20 protein-coding genes are annotated in these 21066 nt (G+C 41.7%); 13 read left to right on the top strand and 7 right to left on the bottom strand.

Annotated features, from left to right (window positions below; all coding sequences use genetic code 11):
* Nucleotides 1-433: 433 nt before the first annotated feature.
* Together CWC16_RS10835 and CWC16_RS10830 are read left to right on the top strand one after the other, a co-directional pair.
* Complete coding sequence (locus tag CWC16_RS10835; protein WP_138541545.1) at nucleotides 434-1048, top strand: trimeric intracellular cation channel family protein; 615 nt, start codon at nucleotides 434-436, stop codon at nucleotides 1046-1048.
* Nucleotides 1049-1081: 33 nt separating this feature from the next.
* A complete protein-coding gene (locus CWC16_RS10830) occupies nucleotides 1082-2590 on the top strand; it encodes a YifB family Mg chelatase-like AAA ATPase (protein WP_138541544.1) in 1509 nt (502 codons plus the stop codon).
* A gap of 76 nt (nucleotides 2591-2666) precedes the next feature.
* Here CWC16_RS10830 and CWC16_RS10825 read toward each other — a convergent pair whose 3' ends face one another.
* Nucleotides 2667-3371 (bottom strand): response regulator transcription factor, encoded by a 705-nt coding sequence (locus CWC16_RS10825; RefSeq protein ID WP_055016531.1) that lies wholly within the window; start codon nucleotides 3369-3371, stop codon nucleotides 2667-2669.
* Nucleotides 3372-3546: 175 nt separating this feature from the next.
* Nucleotides 3547-6042 (bottom strand): S9 family peptidase, encoded by a 2496-nt coding sequence (locus CWC16_RS10820; protein WP_138541543.1) that lies wholly within the window; start codon nucleotides 6040-6042, stop codon nucleotides 3547-3549.
* An 84-nt stretch (nucleotides 6043-6126) separates the two neighbouring features.
* Here CWC16_RS10820 and CWC16_RS10815 point away from each other — a divergent pair, with 84 nt between their 5' ends.
* Entirely contained in the window at nucleotides 6127-7203 is a 1077-nt protein-coding gene (locus CWC16_RS10815) for a CNNM domain-containing protein (RefSeq protein ID WP_138541542.1), read from the top strand.
* A gap of 17 nt (nucleotides 7204-7220) precedes the next feature.
* On the opposite strand, the gene CWC16_RS10810 is transcribed toward CWC16_RS10815, so the two are convergent.
* On the bottom strand, nucleotides 7221-8438 hold the full coding sequence (locus CWC16_RS10810) for an EAL domain-containing response regulator (protein ID WP_138541541.1): 1218 nt from the start codon (nucleotides 8436-8438) through the stop codon (nucleotides 7221-7223).
* Between the two features lie 182 nt (nucleotides 8439-8620).
* Between CWC16_RS10810 and CWC16_RS10805 the strand changes: the two genes are divergently transcribed.
* Complete coding sequence (locus CWC16_RS10805) at nucleotides 8621-9637, top strand: metalloprotease (RefSeq protein WP_138541540.1); 1017 nt, start codon at nucleotides 8621-8623, stop codon at nucleotides 9635-9637.
* A gap of 44 nt (nucleotides 9638-9681) precedes the next feature.
* Here the strand turns inward: CWC16_RS10805 and CWC16_RS10800 are convergent, their stop codons facing one another.
* Nucleotides 9682-10992 carry a short-chain fatty acid transporter gene (locus tag CWC16_RS10800; protein ID WP_138541539.1) on the bottom strand — a complete coding sequence of 437 codons (1311 nt, stop codon included), beginning with the start codon at nucleotides 10990-10992 and terminating at the stop codon, nucleotides 9682-9684.
* A gap of 225 nt (nucleotides 10993-11217) precedes the next feature.
* Between CWC16_RS10800 and CWC16_RS10795 the strand changes: the two genes are divergently transcribed.
* Both CWC16_RS10795 and CWC16_RS10790 read left to right on the top strand, forming a co-directional pair.
* Nucleotides 11218-12285 carry a potassium channel family protein gene (locus CWC16_RS10795; protein WP_138541549.1) on the top strand — a complete coding sequence of 356 codons (1068 nt, stop codon included), beginning with the start codon at nucleotides 11218-11220 and terminating at the stop codon, nucleotides 12283-12285.
* Nucleotides 12286-12304: 19 nt separating this feature from the next.
* Nucleotides 12305-12511: a PLDc N-terminal domain-containing protein gene (locus CWC16_RS10790; RefSeq protein ID WP_055016525.1), complete on the top strand. Its 207-nt coding sequence runs from the start codon at nucleotides 12305-12307 to the stop codon at nucleotides 12509-12511.
* A gap of 2 nt (nucleotides 12512-12513) precedes the next feature.
* On the opposite strand, the gene CWC16_RS10785 is transcribed toward CWC16_RS10790, so the two are convergent.
* Nucleotides 12514-13545, bottom strand: coding sequence for a cytosolic protein (locus CWC16_RS10785; RefSeq protein WP_138541538.1), 1032 nt, complete (start codon nucleotides 13543-13545; stop codon nucleotides 12514-12516).
* A 101-nt stretch (nucleotides 13546-13646) separates the two neighbouring features.
* Nucleotides 13647-14105, bottom strand: a complete 459-nt coding sequence (locus tag CWC16_RS10780) for an EVE domain-containing protein (RefSeq protein WP_138541537.1) — start codon at nucleotides 14103-14105, stop codon at nucleotides 13647-13649.
* Nucleotides 14106-14184: 79 nt separating this feature from the next.
* Between CWC16_RS10780 and tesB the strand changes: the two genes are divergently transcribed.
* The gene (gene tesB, locus CWC16_RS10775) at nucleotides 14185-15042 is read left to right on the top strand and encodes an acyl-CoA thioesterase II (protein WP_055016522.1); all 858 of its coding nucleotides are present in this window, start codon (nucleotides 14185-14187) and stop codon (nucleotides 15040-15042) included.
* Nucleotides 15043-15173: 131 nt separating this feature from the next.
* Here the strand turns inward: tesB and plsB are convergent, their stop codons facing one another.
* Nucleotides 15174-17612, bottom strand: coding sequence for a glycerol-3-phosphate 1-O-acyltransferase PlsB (plsB, locus tag CWC16_RS10770; RefSeq protein ID WP_138541536.1), 2439 nt, complete (start codon nucleotides 17610-17612; stop codon nucleotides 15174-15176).
* 413 nt (nucleotides 17613-18025) lie between these two features.
* Here plsB and rpsJ point away from each other — a divergent pair, with 413 nt between their 5' ends.
* Genes rpsJ through rpsS form a run of 6 tightly spaced genes read left to right on the top strand, consistent with a single transcriptional unit; the run spans nucleotide 18026 to nucleotide 21059 of the window.
* Nucleotides 18026-18337 carry a 30S ribosomal protein S10 gene (gene rpsJ / locus CWC16_RS10765; RefSeq protein WP_002957900.1) on the top strand — a complete coding sequence of 104 codons (312 nt, stop codon included), beginning with the start codon at nucleotides 18026-18028 and terminating at the stop codon, nucleotides 18335-18337.
* 27 nt (nucleotides 18338-18364) lie between these two features.
* A complete protein-coding gene (gene rplC / locus CWC16_RS10760) occupies nucleotides 18365-19000 on the top strand; it encodes a 50S ribosomal protein L3 (protein WP_004588685.1) in 636 nt (211 codons plus the stop codon).
* A 17-nt stretch (nucleotides 19001-19017) separates the two neighbouring features.
* On the top strand, nucleotides 19018-19623 hold the full coding sequence (gene rplD / locus CWC16_RS10755; protein ID WP_004588686.1) for a 50S ribosomal protein L4: 606 nt from the start codon (nucleotides 19018-19020) through the stop codon (nucleotides 19621-19623).
* A complete protein-coding gene (gene rplW, locus CWC16_RS10750) occupies nucleotides 19620-19922 on the top strand; it encodes a 50S ribosomal protein L23 (RefSeq protein ID WP_004588687.1) in 303 nt (100 codons plus the stop codon). Before rplD ends, rplW begins: the two co-directional genes overlap by 4 nt.
* A 17-nt stretch (nucleotides 19923-19939) precedes the next feature.
* Entirely contained in the window at nucleotides 19940-20764 is an 825-nt protein-coding gene (rplB, locus tag CWC16_RS10745) for a 50S ribosomal protein L2 (protein WP_055017711.1), read from the top strand.
* A gap of 16 nt (nucleotides 20765-20780) precedes the next feature.
* A complete protein-coding gene (gene rpsS, locus CWC16_RS10740) occupies nucleotides 20781-21059 on the top strand; it encodes a 30S ribosomal protein S19 (protein ID WP_010376377.1) in 279 nt (92 codons plus the stop codon).
* The last annotated feature ends 7 nt before the right edge of the window (nucleotides 21060-21066 follow it).

Below are 21066 nucleotides of genomic sequence, written 5' to 3'. Positions count from 1 at the left end.
TAATCATTTTGCGGGGCTAAACGTGTCGCTATCTGCGTTAAAAAATTCTCATTTAGAACAACTAAATAGCGAATATTTTGCCTTGCTATCAACACGTTTTTCCGTCCTCAAAATAGATCACTTACTTATGCGGATTGGTATTAGAATGAATCGACACTCTATATGAGTGTTTTTTTATGCCTAAAATTCAGTGAAATGAATAGCTCGTCGGTCTCAGCTCTCCATTAGCCAGCAAAGGTTGTCTTCACTTCGTGAGGCATTCACTCTCCATAAACTCTGGCTCCCGCAATCACTGAAATAACACCCCTCATAAATTTATGCCTCCCAAAATAGTGTTTTATACACGTTATAAATTTTCCGAAAAAAGTGTTATTACTTAAAACTTTGTATAGTTTGTGTTAAAACGGCACAAATAATTTTGGGTGTGTTACACATGACTGAGCTTTACCACTGGTTTGATTTAATTGGCATTGCCGTGTTTGCTATTACGGGTACATTGGTTGCACACGAAAAGAAAATGGATGGTTTTGGTGTTGTAGTATTAGCTGCTGTAACAGCGATTGGAGGCGGTACGGTTCGTGACCTTATATTGGATGTTCCGGTATTTTGGTTACACGACCAAAGCTTTTTTTATGCTATTTTAGCAGCGGTATTTATTACCACTCGGCTTATTAACAAGCAAAAGTCGATTCCACATTACACATTACAAATTGCCGATGCATTTGGATTAGCATTTTTTGCGGTTATGGGTACCCAAAAAGCATTACTTGCCGGCATGCCAAATATGACCGCCATTATTATGGGTGTAATTACCGGTTGCTTTGGTGGCATGCTCCGAGATGTGCTTGCCCGCGAAATTCCTATGCTGCTAAAAGGCGAGCTATACGCAATTACCTGTATTGCAGGCGGTGTTGTTTATACTTTGGGTATTCACTTTGCGTTAGCGACTGAACTTGCCATGGTAATGGCAATGCTAACCACCTTATTGCTTCGTATTGCAGCTATTAAATGGCAAATCACAGTACACGTTTTTAAATATTCTGACTAAACTAATTAATTAAACCATTAATTAGGATAAGGAATGTCGCTAGCTCGCATTTATTCTCGTGCCCAAGTGGGTATAAACGCCCCTGAGGTTATTGTAGAGGTACACCTTGGTAATGGTTTACCGGCATTTAATATTGTTGGGCTTCCTGAGGCCTCAGTTAAAGAGTCAAAAGATAGGGTGCGTAGCGCCCTAGAAAACTCTCAATTTGGTTTCCCCGATCAGCGCATTACCGTAAATTTAGCGCCTGCCGATTTACCTAAAGATGGTGGGCGCTTTGACTTAGCCATTGCGGTAGGTATTTTAGTGGCCTCTGGGCAGGTTGTATGTCCTGATATACATAAATACGAGTTTTACGGAGAGCTTGCACTCAATGGCGAAGTGCGTGGCGTAAATGCCATTTTGCCCTCTGTACTTGCAGCAAAAGAGCAAAACCGCTGCTGCTTTTTACCTTTTACCAACGACAGCCTCGCAAGTTTGGTGAACGGCGTTAAACGCAAAGCGGTTAATTCATTACAAGAAGTGTGGGGTGATTTATTAAATCAGCAGCCTTTACCTTTAAATATTGAATACCCTGATTGCGCCCAGTCTCCCGACTTTTTGCTCGATTTAAGTGATGTTAAAGGCCAACCCGGTGCTAAGCGAGTGCTAGAAATAGCCGCCGCTGGAGGTCATAACTTACTTTTTTTAGGTCCACCTGGTACGGGTAAGTCTATGCTTGCTCAGCGAATGGCAACCATAATGCCAACTATGTCTGACGATGAGGCAATATCAACCGCTGCACTTTACTCTATTATTGGTCAATCTATCGATTTAAATAATTGGCGCCAGCGGCCGTTTCGAAACCCCCACCACACTTGCTCAGCAGTTGCTTTAGTCGGTGGCTCTTCAAACCCTAAGCCGGGTGAAATTTCACTTGCGCATAACGGGGTGTTGTTTTTAGACGAGCTTCCGGAATTTGAACGTAAGGTGCTTGATTCTTTGCGTGAGCCTATGGAAACCGGCTCTGTGGTTATCTCCCGTGCAGCAAGGCAAATGGAGTTTCCGGCGCAGTTTCAGCTAATAGCTGCACTTAACCCTAGCCCGACAGGGTGCCATAATGACAAGCGAGCAACACCTGATCAAGTTATGCGTTATTTATCTCGCGTCTCAGGCCCGTTTATCGACCGTATCGATTTGCAAATTGAGTTGCCCCGTTTAACCAGTGTTGAGCTGCAAAGTACTCAGCCCGAAGAAAGCAGTGCTCAAGTTAGGCAGAGGGTGGAAGCTGCATACCATATACAGTTAAAGCGCCAAGGTAAGGTTAACGCGCGTTTAAATAACAAAGAAATGAATATACATTGTGAGCTTGCGCCTGCTGAGTTGCAGTTTTTAGCACGAGCCAGCGAAAAACTGTCGTTATCACCGCGCTCTTACCATAGGGTCATTAAAGTGGCACGTACGATTAGTGATTTAAAAGGCGCAGAACACATTAGTTTAGAAGAGCTAAAAGAGGCGCTAAATTACCGCGCTTTCGAGCGGTTGCTAGCGCAGTTAACTAAATAATACCGAACCGCAATAAGGCTTAATTATTGTAAGGTGTTAAGCTCGGCGTATTTCTACTATGTTAAATTTTAATGCGCTAAATTGACAGCATATAGCCTTTGCCACGCACGGTAACAATGCGTTTTTGGTCTTTTTCATCGTAGAGCTTTTTACGCAAACGGCCAATTAAAACATCCACAGTGCGATCATTTGGGCTCCAATCGGGCTGACCTATTTCTTCTGATATTTTCTCACGCGAGGTGGCTTTGCCTGCGTTGCTAATTAAACAAATTAGCACTTTGTGCTCGGCTTCGGTTAAGCGCGATTCAGTACCTGATGAGGTAATTAATGTTCGATTGTCGGGGTGAAGTTTAAAGTCGGCGTATTCTATAAATTCTTCGCTTTCGTCATCGTCTTGATTAATTGCAATACGTTTATAAAGCGCACGCATGCGTAGCTCAAGCTCTAATAAGTCAACAGGCTTGCAAATATAATCATCAGCGCCTTGGGCAAGCCCTGCAATACGATCGGCTTGTGAGTCGCGGCTGGATAAAACAATGACGCCGATATCGGTCAAAGTGTTGAGCTCTTTGGCAAGCTGCAACCCATCACGCTTGGGTAATACAATATCAATAATGGCAAGAGAAATAGCACTGCGCAGGTTTACACGTTGCCTAACTATGTTTAGGGCATCAGCACCTGTGGAGTCTATTTCTATCGAAAATTCGGTGTCTGTAAAGTGATTTTGGATGCGCTTAACGAGTAGCTCGTCGTCTTCAACCAATAAAACGTTAATTGCCATAGGACTTATTTTTGTATATTTATAGCTCTGTATGGTAGCACCAATCGTTTAATGCTGAGAAGAGGGGGCTGTAACTTTTCGGTAACTTTATGTTTCAAATATAAAAGGCGCCTCATAAAGCACCTGTTTATGGGGTTAAGCTCAGCACACCTAGTAAAATGTGCTGAGCGCTGTGTTACTTATCTGAGTACATAGCATCCCACCACTGTGGTTCGCCTTTTAGATGTTTATCAAAATAAGCAAGCATAGTGTTCCACCAATCAAAGCGCTTATCACGAGCAAAAATTTGATGGTCGGCGCCTTTGTATTCAATTAGATCTACATCTTTATTTAAGAGCTTTAAGGCAGTATACATGGTTAAACTCTCGCCAATAGGTACATTGGTATCGCTATCGCCATGTAAAAGCAGCAAAGGTGTTGTTACTTTATCGGCATGAAATACAGGGCTGTGATCGCTGTACAGTTTAGCGTTATTCCATGGAAAGCTATTTTTAGAGGCTTCGCCTGAGTATAAATACCCCCACCAACCTTCGCCCCAATATGAGGTTAAGTTTGATATGCCCGCGTGTGCAATAGATGCACTAAACATGTCTGTTTTGGTAGCAAGTAGCATGGTCATGAACCCCCCGTATGAGGCGCCTAAATTACCCACTTTTTTGCTATCAACAAAATCGTATTTTTTCAAAAAGGCTTGGGTTCCTTGTATTATATCGCTAGCGGTATAATCGCCCCAGGCGTTGACGTGCTGTGCAGAGAACTTTTGTCCAAACCCTGTTGCTCCTGTGGGCTGTAATACATAAACAACATAGCCATTTTCTGCCCATAAGTTGAACGGGTATCGACCTGTAAAGCCACGAGTAACAGGTGAAGTACCGCCGTAGTAATATACAAGTGCAGGGTGTTTTTTAGTTTTATCTAGGTTAGTAGGTAGGTATACACGCCCTGTTATTTCTACGCCGTCTTTATTTGTGAAATTAAACTCTTCTAGGGTTGGGATTTGTGTATTAGCGTAAGCAAGCGGCTTAGAATCCCAAATAAGATCTGTTTTGTTTTTACTAATATTTAAGCGTTTAAGTTGCTGCGGCGTAGATGCTGTGGTACCGCTAAGAAGTACTTGCGGGTTTCTCTCGCGCGAATAGCTAAACTGCTCGACGATATCTAGACCTGTATTAAGCTTTTTAAAGCGCTGTTTGCTTAAGTCGAATAAATACAAAGGTTGGGTATCTTGCTCGGTTACTTTTATAAGCGCATCGCCGTTATCAAGCACATGTAATTCATCTATAGCGGGGTCAAACTGTTTACTTAGCGCTTTTACGTTTTTACCGTTATCGCTAAGTAAGTACAACTGACCGTCGTAATTATTAGCTAACATCCCTTTTGGAAGGGCGCGGCCTGCGCCATTTTTAAAGTCTGGGCCAGCAACAACGTACACATCTTTGTTGGCGTACTTTGCATGATTAAAGGTTTTAAATTTACCAAAAGACGTTATTTTGTTCGATTCTAAGTCAAGCTCCATCAGTTCAGTTTCTGGATGGGTGCTGGCTTGCATAACCATAACTTGGCGACTCATGAGTACCTTGCCACGATTAGTGTGCGCATCTTCAAAGCTATGCGAAATTGGCCCTTGGCTAAGCGCTTTAATTAAGCCGCTGTGTGTATCTAGCATATAAAGTTGGCTTACGTTTCGTGCGTATGACCACCTATCTTGAAGCCCCTTGTAATGCTTAGTTAAGCTGTTGTTGTCTTCGGGTGATTTAGACCAACTGAAAATGAGGCTGCTGTTATCATAAAAATTAAAGTTACTCGCGCCTTCTAGCCCTTCGGCTAAGGTTTTAATACTGAGGTTTTTACGGTTTAGCTGTTTTAGCTCATTCCCTAACGTATAAACTAAAAATTTATTATCGGGGCTCCACGCTATATTGCTTGGCTGTTGGCCTTCAAAGCGATACAAGGTTTGATTTTGGCTATTTTTAAGCTCGGTTACCACGTTTGCCTGGTTAGTTGTTTTATTTGAATAGCTGCGTGTGCTGGTAACATATTGTTTAGCATCGGGCGCTAAAGAAAGCCCACTAACCGTGGGGGCATCAAAAAGCTGAACGGCAGAAAGTCGCTGAGTTGTAAAGGTGTTAATTGTAATGTTGTCAGTGTCGGCGTTGGGTTCAAAATCGAGGGTAACGTTGTTCCAGTTAGCCACTTGTTGCGCCACTAAAATCACACTATGAGAGCCATTCGTTAACGATAAAGAATAAGTGTGGTTATCCCCTTTTTGAAGCTTAGCATCGATAAACAACTGAGCGTTCTCTATCCCTTTTATCGTTAATGTGCCTTGGCTAAAGCGCCTTGTTTCGATATTGAACTTAAGCGCTTGTAGGCCACCTAAAGTCAGTGCGTTTACTTTATTAAACGGCTGCCAGCTATGCTTTTTACCAAAGACAGACACGCTTTGCGTATTACGCTGCAACTGCTCTAATAAGTTATTAATAATGGCTTGGCCGTGTGGCGTTTGAAATGGCTTAACTTGCATGTTTTCGCCTAAAGGGCCAATAAACTCGATATTTGATTTATCAAGCGGGGCTGCTATTGCTGTCAAACTCAAGCTGCCAAGAGCAAAAAAGGTAGCTGCTTGTTTTAGTAATTTATTTTTTGTGGTCCAAGGTGAGCTAATTCTCATATTTGTGCCTATTATTGATAGTTATTTGGCCAAATATAGCATGTATTGTTACCATGCCCATATGTTCAACTCATCGGAGAAAAAGTGACTTTACTGATTGTGTACATGGTTGCTGCCATCGTCATTTCTTTTTTATGTTCTGTTATGGAAGCAGTGTTGTTGAGTATTTCGCCAAGTTACGTGGCGCTTTTACGTAAAAACCAACCAGAACTTGCTAAGCAACTCGAAAAGCTAAAAAATAATGTAGATCAACCGCTTGCTGCAATACTAACGCTCAACACTGTTGCTCATACTGCGGGAGCTGCTGGCGTGGGCGCGCAAGCGGCTGTGGTTTTTTCAGATGCGGCGGTTGGTATTGCCTCTGCGATAATGACACTCTTAGTATTGGTACTTTCAGAGATTATTCCCAAAACGTTAGGGGCCAACTATTGGCGTGCTTTAACGCCTAGCGTCACTTACTCTTTACGTTTTTTAGTGATATCGCTAAAGCCATTTGTGTGGTTCGCCCAAAAGCTCACTAATTTAATGGGGGCTAAGCACGATGAGGCTTTTTATATTCGCCAAGAAATAGAAGCCATGGCAGATATAGGCACCGAAACAGGGGCGATCCATGAAGATGAGTCTGAAATCATTCGCAACCTTTTACACTTTAGGCATGCTAAATTAAGCGATTTAATGACGCCGCGCACTGTGCTTTATAAAGTACATAAAGGGTTAACAGTCGATCAATACATGAGCGAGCACGGCTCGTCATCGTTTTCGCGGGTGTTGGTGTTTGATAAAGACGCTGATGACATTATCGGCTTTGTGCATAAAAACGATATTATGCTGGCCTATCATCGCTTAGGCACCGACTATAAAATTAGTAAATTAGTTAAGCCTATCCATACGGTGCCCGAAGGGCATAATGTGTCGTCGTTACTACAAACCTTGCTTAAGCAGCGCACTCACATATGTTTAATTGTTGATGAATACGGTGATGTACAAGGCATTGTAACCCTAGAGGATATGATAGAAGCACTTATGGGGCTAGAAATTGTTGATGAACGTGACCAATCGACCAATATGCGTGTGGTTGCTAAGCAGCGCTGGCGACAACGTTTAGCAAGCAGTAAGCATATAGTAAGTGAAGATGATAATTCGCCCCGAGATAAAAACTAGTTACCTCGGGGAGAAGGCTAGCGTTTAATTGTGCCCCCCGTGCTATTTACCCAATTTATTGCCCATTCTATAAATTCGTCTTTGGCTTTAGGGCAGGTAAATAAAAATCCTTGCATGGCTAAATTAGTACGGTAATTTTTTAAATAGAGTGACTCCTCTGCGCGCTCAACCCCCTCAGCCACCAGGGCTAGTTGCTCTTGACATGCAATATCAACGAGTGAGCTCACCACTACTTGCGAAAACTTATCTGTTTCAATATTGCTAATGAGTGTACGGTCAATTTTTATTTCAGTAAAAGGCAGGCGTTTAAGCTGGTTAATGTTGGTAAAACCCACACCAAAGTCATCCAATGATATGCCAAAGCCATGCATTCTTAATCTGTTTAGTGTTTCTAGCTGAGAAAGGCTAGACAGCGCGTGTTGCTCGGTTATCTCTAAAATAATATCACTAGGTGAAAGCTCATTGAGTTGCAAAATAAGCATCAACTTATTAGGGCAGCTTAAATCATCTAATTGCGTAGGTGATAGGTTAAAAGCCAGTTTTAGGTGCGCGGCAATACTTGTGCGTATGGCTTTTAAATCGCTGGTGGCTTGTTCAAACAAGCTAAAAGTAATTTGATTAATTAACCCTGTTTGCTCCGATAATGAAATAAACCGGCTAGGCGCGATGATCTCGCCTGTATGGGTTTTAACTATACGTGCTAACACTTCAATGCTTTCTATTTCACTGGTTTGAGAATTTATTTTTGGCTGATAATAAGGGGTTATTTCGTTTGATTTGATTGCCTCATGCAATGCTTTTTCTGAGATAGAAGTATGGGAATGTTCATTGTGCACGGCTAAGTGTTTTGCTTTTTGTAAAACAGTTTTTACATGGCTAAGTTGCACGGGTTTAGCTAAATTTGCAACTAAATGAATATTGCTATGACGCGCTAAATTAGCAGCTAGATTAATAACCTTGTGATCCATTTCCGAAATTATAACTACTGCGCCTGTAAAATTAAGCTCGCCTAGTTTTCTTATAAACTCCATACCATCCATTTCGGGCATGTTTAGGTCTGTAAATACAATGTCGTAAAAGTTTATATCGTCAGTTACATGAGTCAGCGCTTGCTGAGCACTCAGGCATTTTGTAACTTTATTCGAGACTCCTAGCTCATTTAAAATGGCCTCCATAACAATTAAAATCGCCTTAGAGTCATCCACAACTAAAATATTGGGTACCGAAATCGACATGCTCTATCCTTGTAACTACTTAATATATTAGTACTGTAAAAGTAGCTTCTGATCAGCCTTTTGTCAGCTTAGTTTTATATAAATTTTTAACTTCCTAGTGCTATTGTGCTTATAGTCTGTAGCAATTCGTGTTTTTTTAATTCATCGGTATACTAGCGCTATTGTTTTAACTGGTTTTAGTCATGATAAAAATCGACCTCATGCTTGCAGAGCAACCATTAACCCTTATGGTATCTGGGCAAAAAATAGTACAAATATTCCATAATCAACAAGCTATAGCATTTGAAAACCCTAAGGATAATTATGTTGAATTTGCTTTATCTAACCAAAGAATAGGTATAGATAGCTCGCAGATTCAGGAGCAATCACTTTCGTTATTTGTAGATGGTGTGTTTGCTACACAGCTTGCTTTACCTGCGCCGGTAAATAGCCAGCCCAAAAAAGGCTTTTTAGGGCTCGCGGCACTGGGCTTTAAGTTATTTAAAAGTGCAAAAGTAATTAAAGTGGCACTGGCCGGTGCATCGGTTGCCGGCTATGCCTGGTTATTCAGTATTGAATTTGCATTAATGCTAATTGCCTGTTTAGTGGTACATGAGTACGGGCACGTTAGGGCCATGAAATATTTTGGCATTAAAACCAAGGGTATTTACCTTATTCCCTTTGTAGGCGGGTTGGCTGTAAGTGACGATAAAATAACAACACGCTGGCAAGATGTAGTTATATCCCTCATGGGGCCAGCCTTTGGTTTATTTACATCAGTGCTGGGTGTAGTGCTTTATTACGCCACTGAAATGGATATATTTGCCGGCGTTGCAGTACTCAGTGCCTTATTGAATTTGTTTAACCTTTTGCCTATTTTACCGCTTGATGGCGGCCATGTACTAAAAAGTATCAGCTTTTCAATGCGCTCTTGGGTCGGTTTAAGTGTGTGTTTACTCGGTGTGTTATTTGGCTTATGGCTAAGTTATACATTTGGCTTAATGTTACTGGTGTTCTTTTTGTTTGTTGGCGCACTGGAAATTGTATTTGAATGGCGAGGCCGACATTACTCGCATTTATTGCCGCTTGATAAATACGGCCAAGGCTTTTCAGCTGCTATGTACGCTATTGTAGTTGCAGGCCATGTGGCAGTAATGATGCACTTTGCCGATTCAGAGAATCCAATACTTAGCCTGCCGATGACTATTTTATCGAGTTAATAGTTATACGCGCAGTATCCCTAAATACTGCGCGTAATGAGGGTTTAGTAAAAGCTCAACACGAGTGATATGAACACCCCTGTAACAAATAGCTGCACTACACAAAACCCCATAATATCTTTTGCTTTTAAGCCGGCTATTGCCAGTACAGGTAATGCCCAAAAAGGTTGTATTAGATTAGTCCACGCATCACCCCACGCAACAGCCATAGCAACGCGTGATATATCGGCGCCCAGCTCTTGTGCTGCGGGTATAACAATAGGTGCTTGTACTGCCCATTGCCCGCCGCCAGAAGGTACAAACATATTTACTAGGCCTGCACTTATAAAGCTAAAAAATGGCAAGCTATCGGCATCTGCTACGGCAATAAAACCACGCGATATTTGCTGGGCTAAACCGCTGTCGACCATAACGGCCATAATACCTGCATAAAACGGAAATTGAATAACAATACCTGCGCCGCTAGGAATTGCTTGTTGTAAGCTATTAAGTAAGTTATGGGGTGTTTGGTGTAATGTAATGGCTAAAAACAAAAACACTGCTATAACGCTATTAAGATTTAAGCTACCGCCTGCAATTACAAAGTAATACGCCAAATAACACAGACCGAGCAAGCCAATTGCTATGCCTAGCAGTTTACTGTGTTCTAAATGTTGAGCAGGGCGGGTTACATTTTCATTATTAGCGGGGATCTCTTTTATTAGCGCAGGGTCTACATACACGCTGTTTTTATCACTGGGTAGCATGTAGCGGTTAACCAGCGGCATAATGATAAATAAGCCAATGAGTATGGCTATGTTAAAACCAGCAAACAGGGTTTGTTCAGTACCAATTATACCAATGCTACTTTGTGAAAAGTGGCCTTGCGTGGCTATAGTGAGCGGTATAGAGCCGGCTAAACCGCCATGCCATACTACGAAACCCGAATAGGCACTGGCGACTAACAGCCTGTAATCAACCTTGGTTTGCTTAGCAATGGCTTTAGCAAATAAAGCGCCAATCACTAAGCCAAACCCCCAATTTAACCAACTTGCTAATAACGAAATAAGCGTGACTAAAATTATTGCTTTTGGCGGAGTATTGGCAAGTGTAGCTAGTTTTTCTAATAGTTTACTTACAGGCGATGTACTTGCCAGCATATAGCCTGTGATTAGCACTAACAGCATTTGCATAGCAAAGCTTAGTAGGTTCCAAAAACCATTACCCCATGCGTTGATAACTTCAATACTTGTGGCAGGAGTAAATAGGCATGCCCCTAGCAAGGTAATAATGCTTAGCAATATTACAAATATAAAAGGGTCGGGTAAGTAGCGCTCTACTAATTTGGTAAACGGTGTGGCAATTTTATTAAGCATAATGTGTCTGTATGTTTTTTCGTCCTCTTATAATTAATCATGCTATGAAGGTATTAGCAAACCCACATTTAGTCTTATATTTGTAGGGTCTGCTTATTTTCTAGGGTGGGAAAGCTGTAATCTACAGCGGTTTACAGATCTTACTTAAAAGCTTAAACGTTGCTTAAATGCATGGCTTACAGTAACGTACTGTTTATAGATAATTTACTAACAAAAATTTGTATTATGCTGGGAATATTTAAGAGGCTAACGCTACTTCTTCGTGCTCATATCGATCAGCTGAGTTGGCAAGCGGTGATGCTCGCAATACTTGCTCATATGTTAGTGACTTGGGGGCTACTGCTCATTGCAAATGAGCAAGCGCTTACTTCGTTTGCAACCTACTTTTACTACTATACAGTCACTACTTCAACTGTGGGTTATGGCGATTTTAGTCCAACTAGCGAGCTAGGTCGTTGGGTGGTGGCATTAATACAAATTCCGTTTGGATTAGCTTTATTTGGCGTTCTGTTAGGAAAAACAGGGCAAACAGTGACTTACTTAATTAGGCGCGCTATGACTGGTGATAAAAACTTTGCTCACAGTAACAACCATATTATTATTTTTGGCTGGCACGATACCCGAACAAAAAAAATGATTGATTATATTCTTGCCGATACTAAACGTACTGATCGCCGTATTTTATTGGCGGTAACTGAGCAAATGGAGCACCCATTTTTAACCAACGAAAATGTCGACTTTGCCCGCCTTACCAGTTTTACCGATTTAGAAGAACTTGAACGTGTTGCTATAAATCGTGCCGACAAAATTATTATTGATGGGCAAGATGACAACCAAACATTTACAACAGCATTGCGTATTAGCCGCTTAGTCAAAAGTGAATGTCACATTAGTGCGCATTTCTTAGATGAAACTAAGGTCGATATGCTACTAGAGCACTGCCAAAATGTGGAATGTAGCAGTGCTAAGTCGGCTGAGATTTTAGTGCGCTCAATGCAAGACCCTGGTTCTAGCCGTGTACAAGAAGAGCTATTATCTACGTTACATGGCGACACGCAGTTTAGTTTAGCTATTCCTAGTGGGTGTGATGAAATGGAGTTTGGTACTTTGTTTCACCATTTTAAGCATGACTATAATGCGATTTTGTTAGGGGTAGCGCACAATTTAAGCGCGCAAAATATGGATTTAAACCCACCGCTTGATTACAAAGTAAATGCAGGCGATATACTTCATTATATTGCTCTTGAGCGTGTGCTAACAAATGAAGTTGATTGGCAAAGCTTGGCAAAATAACCAAGGCCTAGATTAAATAATGAATGAAGTAGTATTTTTAATAATTATTTTAAGTGCTTATATTTTACCCGTGGTAATTGTGGTTAATAGTAAGCGTACCCAAGGCCACGAAAAAAATGGTTGGTTATTAGGCGTAATTATTTTTTCGTGGTTGGGGCTTTTTATGTATTTTACTATTGTGCCCAAGCAGGGGCATAAAAAAAGAAAGAAGAATAAACCATCGTAGGCCTATTCTAGCTGTTTGAGTTTGTGCTCAACCAGCGGGTCATCCGGCACGATTTGTTGAGCAACTTCTAATAACTGAATAGCATCATTTGGGTGTTCATCTTGATGTTTAAGAGCCACGTCAATCAGTGGCTGAATATCTATTTTGGCCTGATGCTCTTGCACATGCTCTTCTTTTTCATCTGCTAAAATTTGATGTGCCGTACTTAATAACGCCAAGCGGTGAGGCGAGCTCGCGTTTGCTTTATTTAGGCTTTGGTAATACTCCTCCTTTAGTCGCAAGGTTTTAGTTTGCAAACGAAACTGCGCTATATCAATTTGCTGGTGGCGAATAAAATCAACGGCTACTTGTTTGTAAAAGCCAAACTTAGTGAGGTAGCTGGCATGAGTGCCGTGCCCCATACCAAATACACGTAAATGAGTAAGTTGAGGGTATCGTTTTGCATGTAAGCGGTCTATTTTATTGGTGGGGTCATAAATTATGTAACCCTTAGCATGGCCTAAATCAACATCGTTATATTCACTTTGCCAATCAAACTGCTGCGCAAGCTCAGTGCTTGAGCGGTTATCCCACGGCACTATTTCAGTGTTTTTGGTGCTAACTGGGTGAAAAAATAGTACTTGATCAAGCTTTAATAATTTAGCAAATGCACCCACAGCAAAACCACCGCGGCTAAGGCCATAGCCTAATCGGCTCTTGAATGGGCTAAGTAGTGTCGATAACTGCTCTAAAAAGAAAATTAAATTACGGCTTCTAAACCAATTACTTTTGCCTAAATGCTGAAACGCAATAATATTAACATTTTGTTTTTGCGCTAAGTGATAGCCCCAAGGGGCAAAGTCATCGGTTAGATCGTGTTCTTTGAGGTTGGTGCCCGCGGGTGAGAAAGTAAAAAGCAGGGGCTTACTTAAATCAACAAATTCGTATTTTACGTACACATCGCCGAGTAGGTCACTGCCAGACATGGGCAGCCTAGTTTGTTGTTCATCACGGCAAAGCGTTAACCATTCATCTAACCAATACAGTAGTTTCATTAATCCCCCAATTATAACTCGCGGGGGATCGTATCAAACACGGCTAAATGAGGTCAAACATAGTCAAAACTACCCTCTTAAACGTTCGGGTATTGTTATGGCTAATTGCTCATAGCTATTATTTGCTCCCAATCGTTTTGAGTGACTGGCATTACCGACAGTCGGCCCGCCTTTTTAAGGGCTAGTTCGTTAATTGCCTCGTTAGCTTTAATGTCTTTTAAACTAACCCGTTTATTTAAATGGCATTTATAGGTTACCTCAACAGCAAACCAGCGAGGGTTGTCGGGCGTCGCTTTTGCATCGTAATAATCGCTATTTAAATCAAACTGGGTTGGATCGGGATAAGATTCTTTAGTAACGGTTGCTATACCCACAACGCCTACGTGTTTACAACTAGAGTGATAAATGAATACTAAGTCTCCTAGTTTTATATCATCGCGCATAAAGTTACGTGCTTGGTAATTACGCACACCTTCCCACAAGGTGGTTTGCAGTGGCGCTTTTTTTAAATCATCAATCGAAAAAGCATTGGGCTCAGTTTTAAATAGCCAATAATTCATAGCCTTACTCATTTAGTTAGATTTACATACATGTATTGTATAGTATCATTAACTTATCTGGGGATTGAGAGAACAGCAAATGAGCCAAGTATTAGATGATTTATTGTCGTTATTGTCACTTGAAGAAATTGAACAGGGTTTATATCGCGGTCAAAGCCAGGATTTAGGGTTTAGAGCGGTATTTGGTGGTCAAGTTATGGGGCAGGCATTATCTGCAGCAAAAGAAACACTACCAAAAGGACGCGTTGTTCATTCATTACACTCTTACTTTTTACGCCCTGGCGATGCGGCAAAGCCGATTGTTTATGATGTAGAAACTATACGCGATGGTAAAAGTTTTAGTACTCGACGTGTGAGCGCCATTCAATATGGTAAACCGATTTTTTATATGACCGCATCGTTTCAAGGGGAAGAAGACGGCTTATCGCATCAAGCAACTATGCCTAATGTACCGCCCCCTGAAGAACTGCGCTCATCGCTTGAGTTTTACCAAGAAAACGCCCATCACATACCCGAGGCTATTCGTAATAAATTTATACGGGAAATGCCCATTGAAATGCGCCCGGTGACTTTTCATAATCCGTTTAAACCTGAGGTTATTGAACCAGTAAAACATATTTGGATTAAAGCCAATGGCGATATGCCAGATGACCAACGCATTCATAATTACTTATTAGCGTATGCCTCTGACTTTGAGTTTTTACCTACTGCATTACAGCCGCATGGCGTATCGTTTATGCAGCCAAATATGCAAGTGGCAACGATTGACCATGCGATGTGGTTCCACCGCCCATTTAGAATGGATGACTGGATTTTATACACCATAGACAGCCCAAGCGCTAGCTCTGGGCGAGGCTTAGTGAGAGGCCAGTTTTTTGACCGCCAAGGTAATTTAGTCGCATCAACTATTCAAGAAGGGGTGATGCGCCAGCGCTAAGTTAATAACGCTATTTACCATTATTTATAGTGCGCTGTGAGCGCTTAGGTTAAATAACGAAACTTACAAAAAAAGCCTCAATATTTTGAATATTGAGGCTTTTTAATGGTATTTAGTTAATATGTTTAGCGTTAGTTACATTGATCTTGCACTATGTCGCTAACCGACTGCCATATACGAGCCGGTAGTAAGGTTTTTAAGTACATGTATATTTCGCACAGCTGTGTGCTGCCGTGAATACCATTCTCACCATCGGTAATTAACAGCTCACCGCGTAAATTGTCTATAAAGCTTACCAGCACTTTTTTATCAAAAAACTCTGGTGTTTTTATACCATGCAAGGTGCCCAAACGGTTTGCCAGCACTTGGCTTTCTCGCTCAAGCTCAGCCTTTTCAATACCGTTACTGGTTTGAATAAAGCCCACAACAATAGCGTAGCGTTGCAACGTAAAGCTAAGCGACCTTCCTAGCATTTCAAGCTTGGCTAACGAATCATTCGTGTTAGTTACATGAATAGTATCGCCATCAAGCTCAATTAAGTTTTGATCGCTAAAGTTGGCCAAAATACGCGTAATGTAGTTTTCATCAAGTGGCTGTAAATACCACTCTTTGGCAAATAAAGGGTAAAAAGCAGAAACAAGCTTTTGGCATTGCTCAACCGTACTACTGTGTTGCTTAAATAAGTGCAAAGCAATCAGGCTTGGCACGGCAAATAAGTGCAAAATATTATTACGGTAATAGTTAAATAAAGTTTTTTCTTTATCGTTAATTGCAATAATTTCACCAAATTCATCGCTAATAACATCAAACTTATTAAGCTTAATAGCATGTGTTAATAGCTGCTCTGGTGTTTCATCGGGTGCCGTTACTTTATTACTATAGCTTGCATCGCGTTGTAAGCGCAGGTAAAAATCAAGCTGTGCTAATAGCTTAGGTTTACTTAGTGCGTGCTTGTCGTTAACTAGCAAAATCATAGCCAGTAAATTCACTGCATTAAGAGCTGCAGCATTATTAATTTTTACCATTACTTGGTCGGCAAGCGCCGCCACTTGTGGACCTAGCCATTGTGGCTTTTGTACATCAGTTGGATGTACAGCATCGCGCCAATCAGGTTGGTTATCGTTTAAGTATTGGTTGATAGAAATAGGGTCGCCAAAATTTAGGTAACCACGGCCATAGTTTTTAAGGTTTTTAATGGCTTTAAAAATACCAAAAACTGACTCGCCTTTTTTATCTTTACCGGCAAGCTCTTTTAAATAAGTATTAATTTCCATCACATGTTCGTAGCCAATGTATACCGGCACAATAGATACAGGGCGATCTATGCCGCGTAGCATGGCTTGCAACGTCATCGCAAGCATACCGGTTTTTGGCGGTAGTAATCGGCCAGTGCGGCTGCGCCCACCCTCAGTGTAAAACTTAACTGAGTAGCCTTTAATAAATAGCTGGCTTAAATATTCTTTAAATACGGCAGAGTAAAGTTTATTACCGGCAAACGAGCGGCGAATAAAAAATGCCCCTGAACGACGAAAAATACCGCCGGCAGGGAAAAAGTTAAGATTAATACCCGCGGCAATATGCGGCGGCACCAAACCTTGATGGTATATAGCATAGGTAAGTAACAAATAATCCATGTGGCTACGATGGCACGGCATATAGATTATCTCGTGACCTCTATTGGTAAGCTCATGGATTTGCTCGGTGTACTTTATATCTATACCGTTGTAGAGCTTAGTCCATAGCCAGGTTAAAATTCTGTCGCCTACACGTATCATCGCCTCAGAATAATTAGCCGCTATTTCATCTAGTAGCTTTAATGCGTTTTGGCGTGCTTCTGCTTGACTTACCCCTTTTGACTTTGCTTCATCTTGAATCGCTTTTTTTATAGTAGGTGAAGCTAAAAGTGAGTTAAATAATTGCTCACGCGAGGGCATTTTAGGGCCTGTAGCGGCCAGTTTTTGACGCTTAAAGTGCACACGAGCAACACGCAATAGCTTTTGTGGTAGCTCGTTAACATCGGCTTTTTCATTCACAATAAGTGATAAATCGAGTGGTTGGCTAAAGCGAATAAAATTATCGCGGCCAGAAAACAACACAACAAAAAACTTTCTAAACCAGCTAGGCGTAAGCGAGTGGGTAATTAAGGTACGAATTCCCGGCTTTTCTTTACCTGGGTCGCGTCCCCATAAAATAGTGACTGGCACCACCTGTACATTCTTTTGACCGCTATTTAGTAAATGTTCAATTATTTGTTTACCCTGAGACAGGGCCGCAGTCGGCTTAGCGGTATCGCCAAATAACGGTGGTGGGTTTTTAATACCTATAAAACGTTCAAGCTCTTGATTTCCTAGAGTCTGATAGTCACATGGGTTAGGCAAGCCATGCTTTTTACATACATTAGTAAGGGCAGCTAAATCGAAGCGCGAATTTAACCGAACTATATAAAAAGTAGGATGCTCCGGATTTAGGTCATATTGTTCTATTGGGCTTTGGGGAAGGACCTTACTTTTTACCAAAACACGGCTTACGCAGCTAGTAAGAAAATTCAAACAATAATTTAATAAACGCATCGACTCACCATATTGAGAGTATTAAAAGCAAAATTAGCGCATAGGATACCATAATATCTATAAAATCCTGTAATTTGCGTAATCGGTTAAATTATAAGCTTAGGACTGATTCGGTGCTGAGCAGTTCAATTATAGCTATAAATAACTGGCGGCGGTTATTCGCACAGCTTTGCCCCCGTAATTAAATTGCAATTAGTTGTTGCATTTATCACCAATATCACTATAATACGCAGGCTTTCAAGATTCCTCTGGAACTTGAAGGGATAAATTAAGCTTGGATTTCAAGCTAATAAACAGGAGTTCCGATTTGGAACTCATCGTAGATATAAATTAACAACCGGCATCTTAATTATTAAGATTGTTTCGGTCGTTTTTTTATGCTCTTTAAATGCTCTTTATATTGAGGTTTAAGAATGTCAAATCAACGCATTCGTATTCGCCTAAAAGCTTTTGACCACCGTTTGATTGACCAATCAACGGCGGAAATCGTGGAAACTGCGAAACGCACAGGCGCACAAGTACGTGGTCCAATCCCACTACCTACACGCTTTGAACGTTTTACTGTACTAACTTCACCGCACGTAAACAAAGATGCGCGTGATCAGTACGAGATCCGCACCCATAAACGTCTGATCGACATCGTAGAACCAACTGACAAGACTGTTGACGCATTAATGCGTTTAGATCTTGCTGCTGGTGTTGATGTTCAAATCAGCCTGGGTTAATCGAAAGATTAGAGAGGTTATAGGAAAATGGCATTAGGTCTAGTCGGTCGTAAAGTGGGTATGACACGTATCTTCACTGAAGATGGTGTATCTATCCCTGTGACAGTTATCGAAGCGACTCCTAACCGCATTGCTCAGATCAAATCTGACGCAACAGACGGTTATAACGCGCTTCAAGTAACCGCAGGCACTAAAAAAGCAAGCCGTGTAAACAAAGCAGCAGCGGGTCATTTCGCTAAAGCTGGTGTTGAAGCGGGTCGCGGTCTGTGGGAATTCCGCCTAAATGGTGGTGAAGGCGATTTTGAAGTAGGCGCTGAGCTTACTGTTGAATTATTCAACGAAATCAACAAAGTTGACGTAACCGGTACTTCTAAAGGTAAAGGTTTCCAAGGTGGTGTTAAGCGCTGGAATTTCAGCATGCAAGACGCTACACATGGTAACTCTCTATCTCACCGTGCTCCTGGTTCAATCGGTCAAAACCAATCACCTGGTAAGGTGTTTAAAGGTAAGAAAATGGCCGGTCATATGGGTGCTGAGCGTGTAACGACTCAAAACTTAGAACTAGTTCGCGTTGACGCTGAGCGTAACTTGCTTTTAGTTAAAGGTGCAGTACCTGGCGCTATCGGCGGTGACGTTATCGTTAAACCAGCTGTTAAAGCATAAGTCCTGGAGATTTAGTGATGGAATTAGCAATTAAAGACGCTTCTGGCGCTCTTGAAGTTTCTGAAGCTACTTTTGGACGTGAGTTTAACGAAGCATTAGTACACCAAGTAGTTGTTGCATACGCAGCAGGTGCTCGTCAAGGTACTCGTGCTCAGAAGACACGTTCTGAAGTAAGCGGTGGTGGTAAAAAACCATGGGCTCAAAAAGGTACTGGCCGTGCACGTGCTGGTACAATCCGTAGTCCAATTTGGCGTTCAGGTGGCGTTAGCTTCGCAGCTAAACCACAAGACCACAGCCAAAAAGTAAACCGTAAAATGTACCGCGGTGCGATCAAAAGCATCTTATCTGAATTAGTTCGTCAAGAGCGTTTAATCGTTGTTGAAAGCTTTGGTTTAGAAGCACCAAAAACTAAAGAACTAGTTTCTAAGCTTAAAGAACTTGAGCTTAAAGATGTTCTTATCGTGACTGAAGAAGTAGATGAAAATCTTTTCTTATCGGCACGTAACCTGTACAAGGTTGACACGCGTGATGTAGCTGGTATCGATCCTGTAAGCTTAATTGCTTTCGACAAGGTACTTATTACAGCTGCTGCTGTTAAGCAACTTGAGGAGGCGCTAGCATGATCCGTGAAGAACGTCTTTTAAAAGTGATCCTTGCTCCACATATCTCTGAAAAAAGCACAATTGCTGCTGAAGAAAACAACACGATTGTTTTTAAAGTAACAAATGACGCAACTAAAGCTGAAATTAAAGCGGCAGTTGAGAAGCTTTTTGAAGTAGAAGTAACGGGTGTTCGCACACTTAACGTTAAGGGTAAAACAAAACGTACTGGCATGCGTTTCGGTCGTCGTAGCGACTGGAAGAAAGCTTACGTTACTCTTAAAGAAGGTAGCGAGCTAGACTTTGTCGGCGGCGCCGAGTAATAAGGGGAGTTAGAATTATGGCACTTCAAAAGTGTAAACCAACTTCTGCGGGTCGTCGTCACCTAGTTAAAGTGGTTAACCCAGATTTACATAAGGGTAAACCTTACGCTCCACTTTTAGAGAAAAACTCTAAATCAGGTGGTCGTAATAACAACGGTCGTATTACGGTTCGTCACATTGGTGGTGGTCATAAGCATCATTACCGTGTAATCGATTTTAAACGTACTAAAGATGGCATTCCTGCTACTGTTGAGCGTTTAGAATATGATCCAAATCGTAGCGCAAACATCGCTCTTGTATTATATGCAGACGGTGAGCGTCGTTACATTATCGCACCAAAAGGCTTAAAAGCTGGCGATGCAATCCAGTCTGGTGTTGATGCACCAATTAAAACTGGTAATGCATTACCTATGCGTAATATGCCTGTAGGTTCGACTGTTCACAACGTAGAATTAAAACCAGGTAAAGGTGCTCAAATTGCACGTTCTGCTGGTGCATACGTTCAAATCCTTGCGCGTGATGGTCAATACGTAACATTACGTCTTCGTTCTGGCGAAGTTCGTAAAGTACAATCTGATTGTCGTGCAACACTTGGTGAAGTAGGCAATGCTGAGCATATGCTTCGTTCACTTGGTAAAGCAGGTGCAAATCGCTGGCGTGGTATCCGTCCGACAGTTCGTGGTGTTGCCATGAACCCGGTAGATCACCCACACGGTGGTGGTGAAGGTCGTACATCTGGTGGTCGTCATCCTGTGTCTCCATGGGGTAAGCCGACTAAAGGTGCTAAGACACGTAAGAACAAGCGTACTGATAAATTCATCGTACGTCGTCGTACTAAATAATAGTTGAGGAATAGCCATGCCACGTTCTCTCAAGAAGGGTCCATTTATAGACCTACACTTGCTGAAGAAGGTAGAGAAAGCGTTGGAAAGCGGTGACAAGAAGCCAATTAAAACTTGGAGCCGTCGTTCAATGATCATACCTAACATGATCGGATTGACCATCGCTGTCCATAATGGTCGTCAGCACGTTCCTGTGTTTATCACAGACGAAATGATCGGTCACAAACTGGGTGAATTTGCACCAACTCGCACTTACCGCGGCCATGCTGCGGATAAGAAAGCGAAGAAACGTTAAGAGGGGA

The sequence above is a fragment of the Pseudoalteromonas sp. S3776 genome (assembly GCF_005886915.1).
GTDB lineage: Bacteria > Pseudomonadota > Gammaproteobacteria > Enterobacterales > Alteromonadaceae > Pseudoalteromonas.
This window is presented reverse-complemented; position numbering and strand designations above follow the sequence as displayed.

What these genes read in the sequence shown, in the direction of transcription:
- CWC16_RS10785 (WP_138541538.1), bottom strand. Translation starts at nt 13,545, where the DNA reads ATGAAACTACTGTATTGGTTAGATGAATGGTTAACGCTTTGCCGTGAT.
- CWC16_RS10835 (WP_138541545.1), top strand. Translation starts at nt 434, where the DNA reads ATGACTGAGCTTTACCACTGGTTTGATTTAATTGGCATTGCCGTGTTT.
- rplD (WP_004588686.1), top strand. Translation starts at nt 19,018, where the DNA reads ATGGAATTAGCAATTAAAGACGCTTCTGGCGCTCTTGAAGTTTCTGAA.
- CWC16_RS10780 (WP_138541537.1), bottom strand. Translation starts at nt 14,105, where the DNA reads ATGAATTATTGGCTATTTAAAACTGAGCCCAATGCTTTTTCGATTGAT.
- CWC16_RS10800 (WP_138541539.1), bottom strand. Translation starts at nt 10,992, where the DNA reads ATGCTTAATAAAATTGCCACACCGTTTACCAAATTAGTAGAGCGCTAC.
- rplB (WP_055017711.1), top strand. Translation starts at nt 19,940, where the DNA reads ATGGCACTTCAAAAGTGTAAACCAACTTCTGCGGGTCGTCGTCACCTA.
- CWC16_RS10805 (WP_138541540.1), top strand. Translation starts at nt 8,621, where the DNA reads ATGATAAAAATCGACCTCATGCTTGCAGAGCAACCATTAACCCTTATG.
- rpsS (WP_010376377.1), top strand. Translation starts at nt 20,781, where the DNA reads ATGCCACGTTCTCTCAAGAAGGGTCCATTTATAGACCTACACTTGCTG.
- rpsJ (WP_002957900.1), top strand. Translation starts at nt 18,026, where the DNA reads ATGTCAAATCAACGCATTCGTATTCGCCTAAAAGCTTTTGACCACCGT.
- CWC16_RS10795 (WP_138541549.1), top strand. Translation starts at nt 11,218, where the DNA reads ATGCTGGGAATATTTAAGAGGCTAACGCTACTTCTTCGTGCTCATATC.
- rplC (WP_004588685.1), top strand. Translation starts at nt 18,365, where the DNA reads ATGGCATTAGGTCTAGTCGGTCGTAAAGTGGGTATGACACGTATCTTC.
- CWC16_RS10790 (WP_055016525.1), top strand. Translation starts at nt 12,305, where the DNA reads ATGAATGAAGTAGTATTTTTAATAATTATTTTAAGTGCTTATATTTTA.
- CWC16_RS10830 (WP_138541544.1), top strand. Translation starts at nt 1,082, where the DNA reads ATGTCGCTAGCTCGCATTTATTCTCGTGCCCAAGTGGGTATAAACGCC.
- plsB (WP_138541536.1), bottom strand. Translation starts at nt 17,612, where the DNA reads ATGCGTTTATTAAATTATTGTTTGAATTTTCTTACTAGCTGCGTAAGC.
- CWC16_RS10810 (WP_138541541.1), bottom strand. Translation starts at nt 8,438, where the DNA reads ATGTCGATTTCGGTACCCAATATTTTAGTTGTGGATGACTCTAAGGCG.
- rplW (WP_004588687.1), top strand. Translation starts at nt 19,620, where the DNA reads ATGATCCGTGAAGAACGTCTTTTAAAAGTGATCCTTGCTCCACATATC.
- CWC16_RS10825 (WP_055016531.1), bottom strand. Translation starts at nt 3,371, where the DNA reads ATGGCAATTAACGTTTTATTGGTTGAAGACGACGAGCTACTCGTTAAG.
- tesB (WP_055016522.1), top strand. Translation starts at nt 14,185, where the DNA reads ATGAGCCAAGTATTAGATGATTTATTGTCGTTATTGTCACTTGAAGAA.
- CWC16_RS10820 (WP_138541543.1), bottom strand. Translation starts at nt 6,042, where the DNA reads ATGAGAATTAGCTCACCTTGGACCACAAAAAATAAATTACTAAAACAA.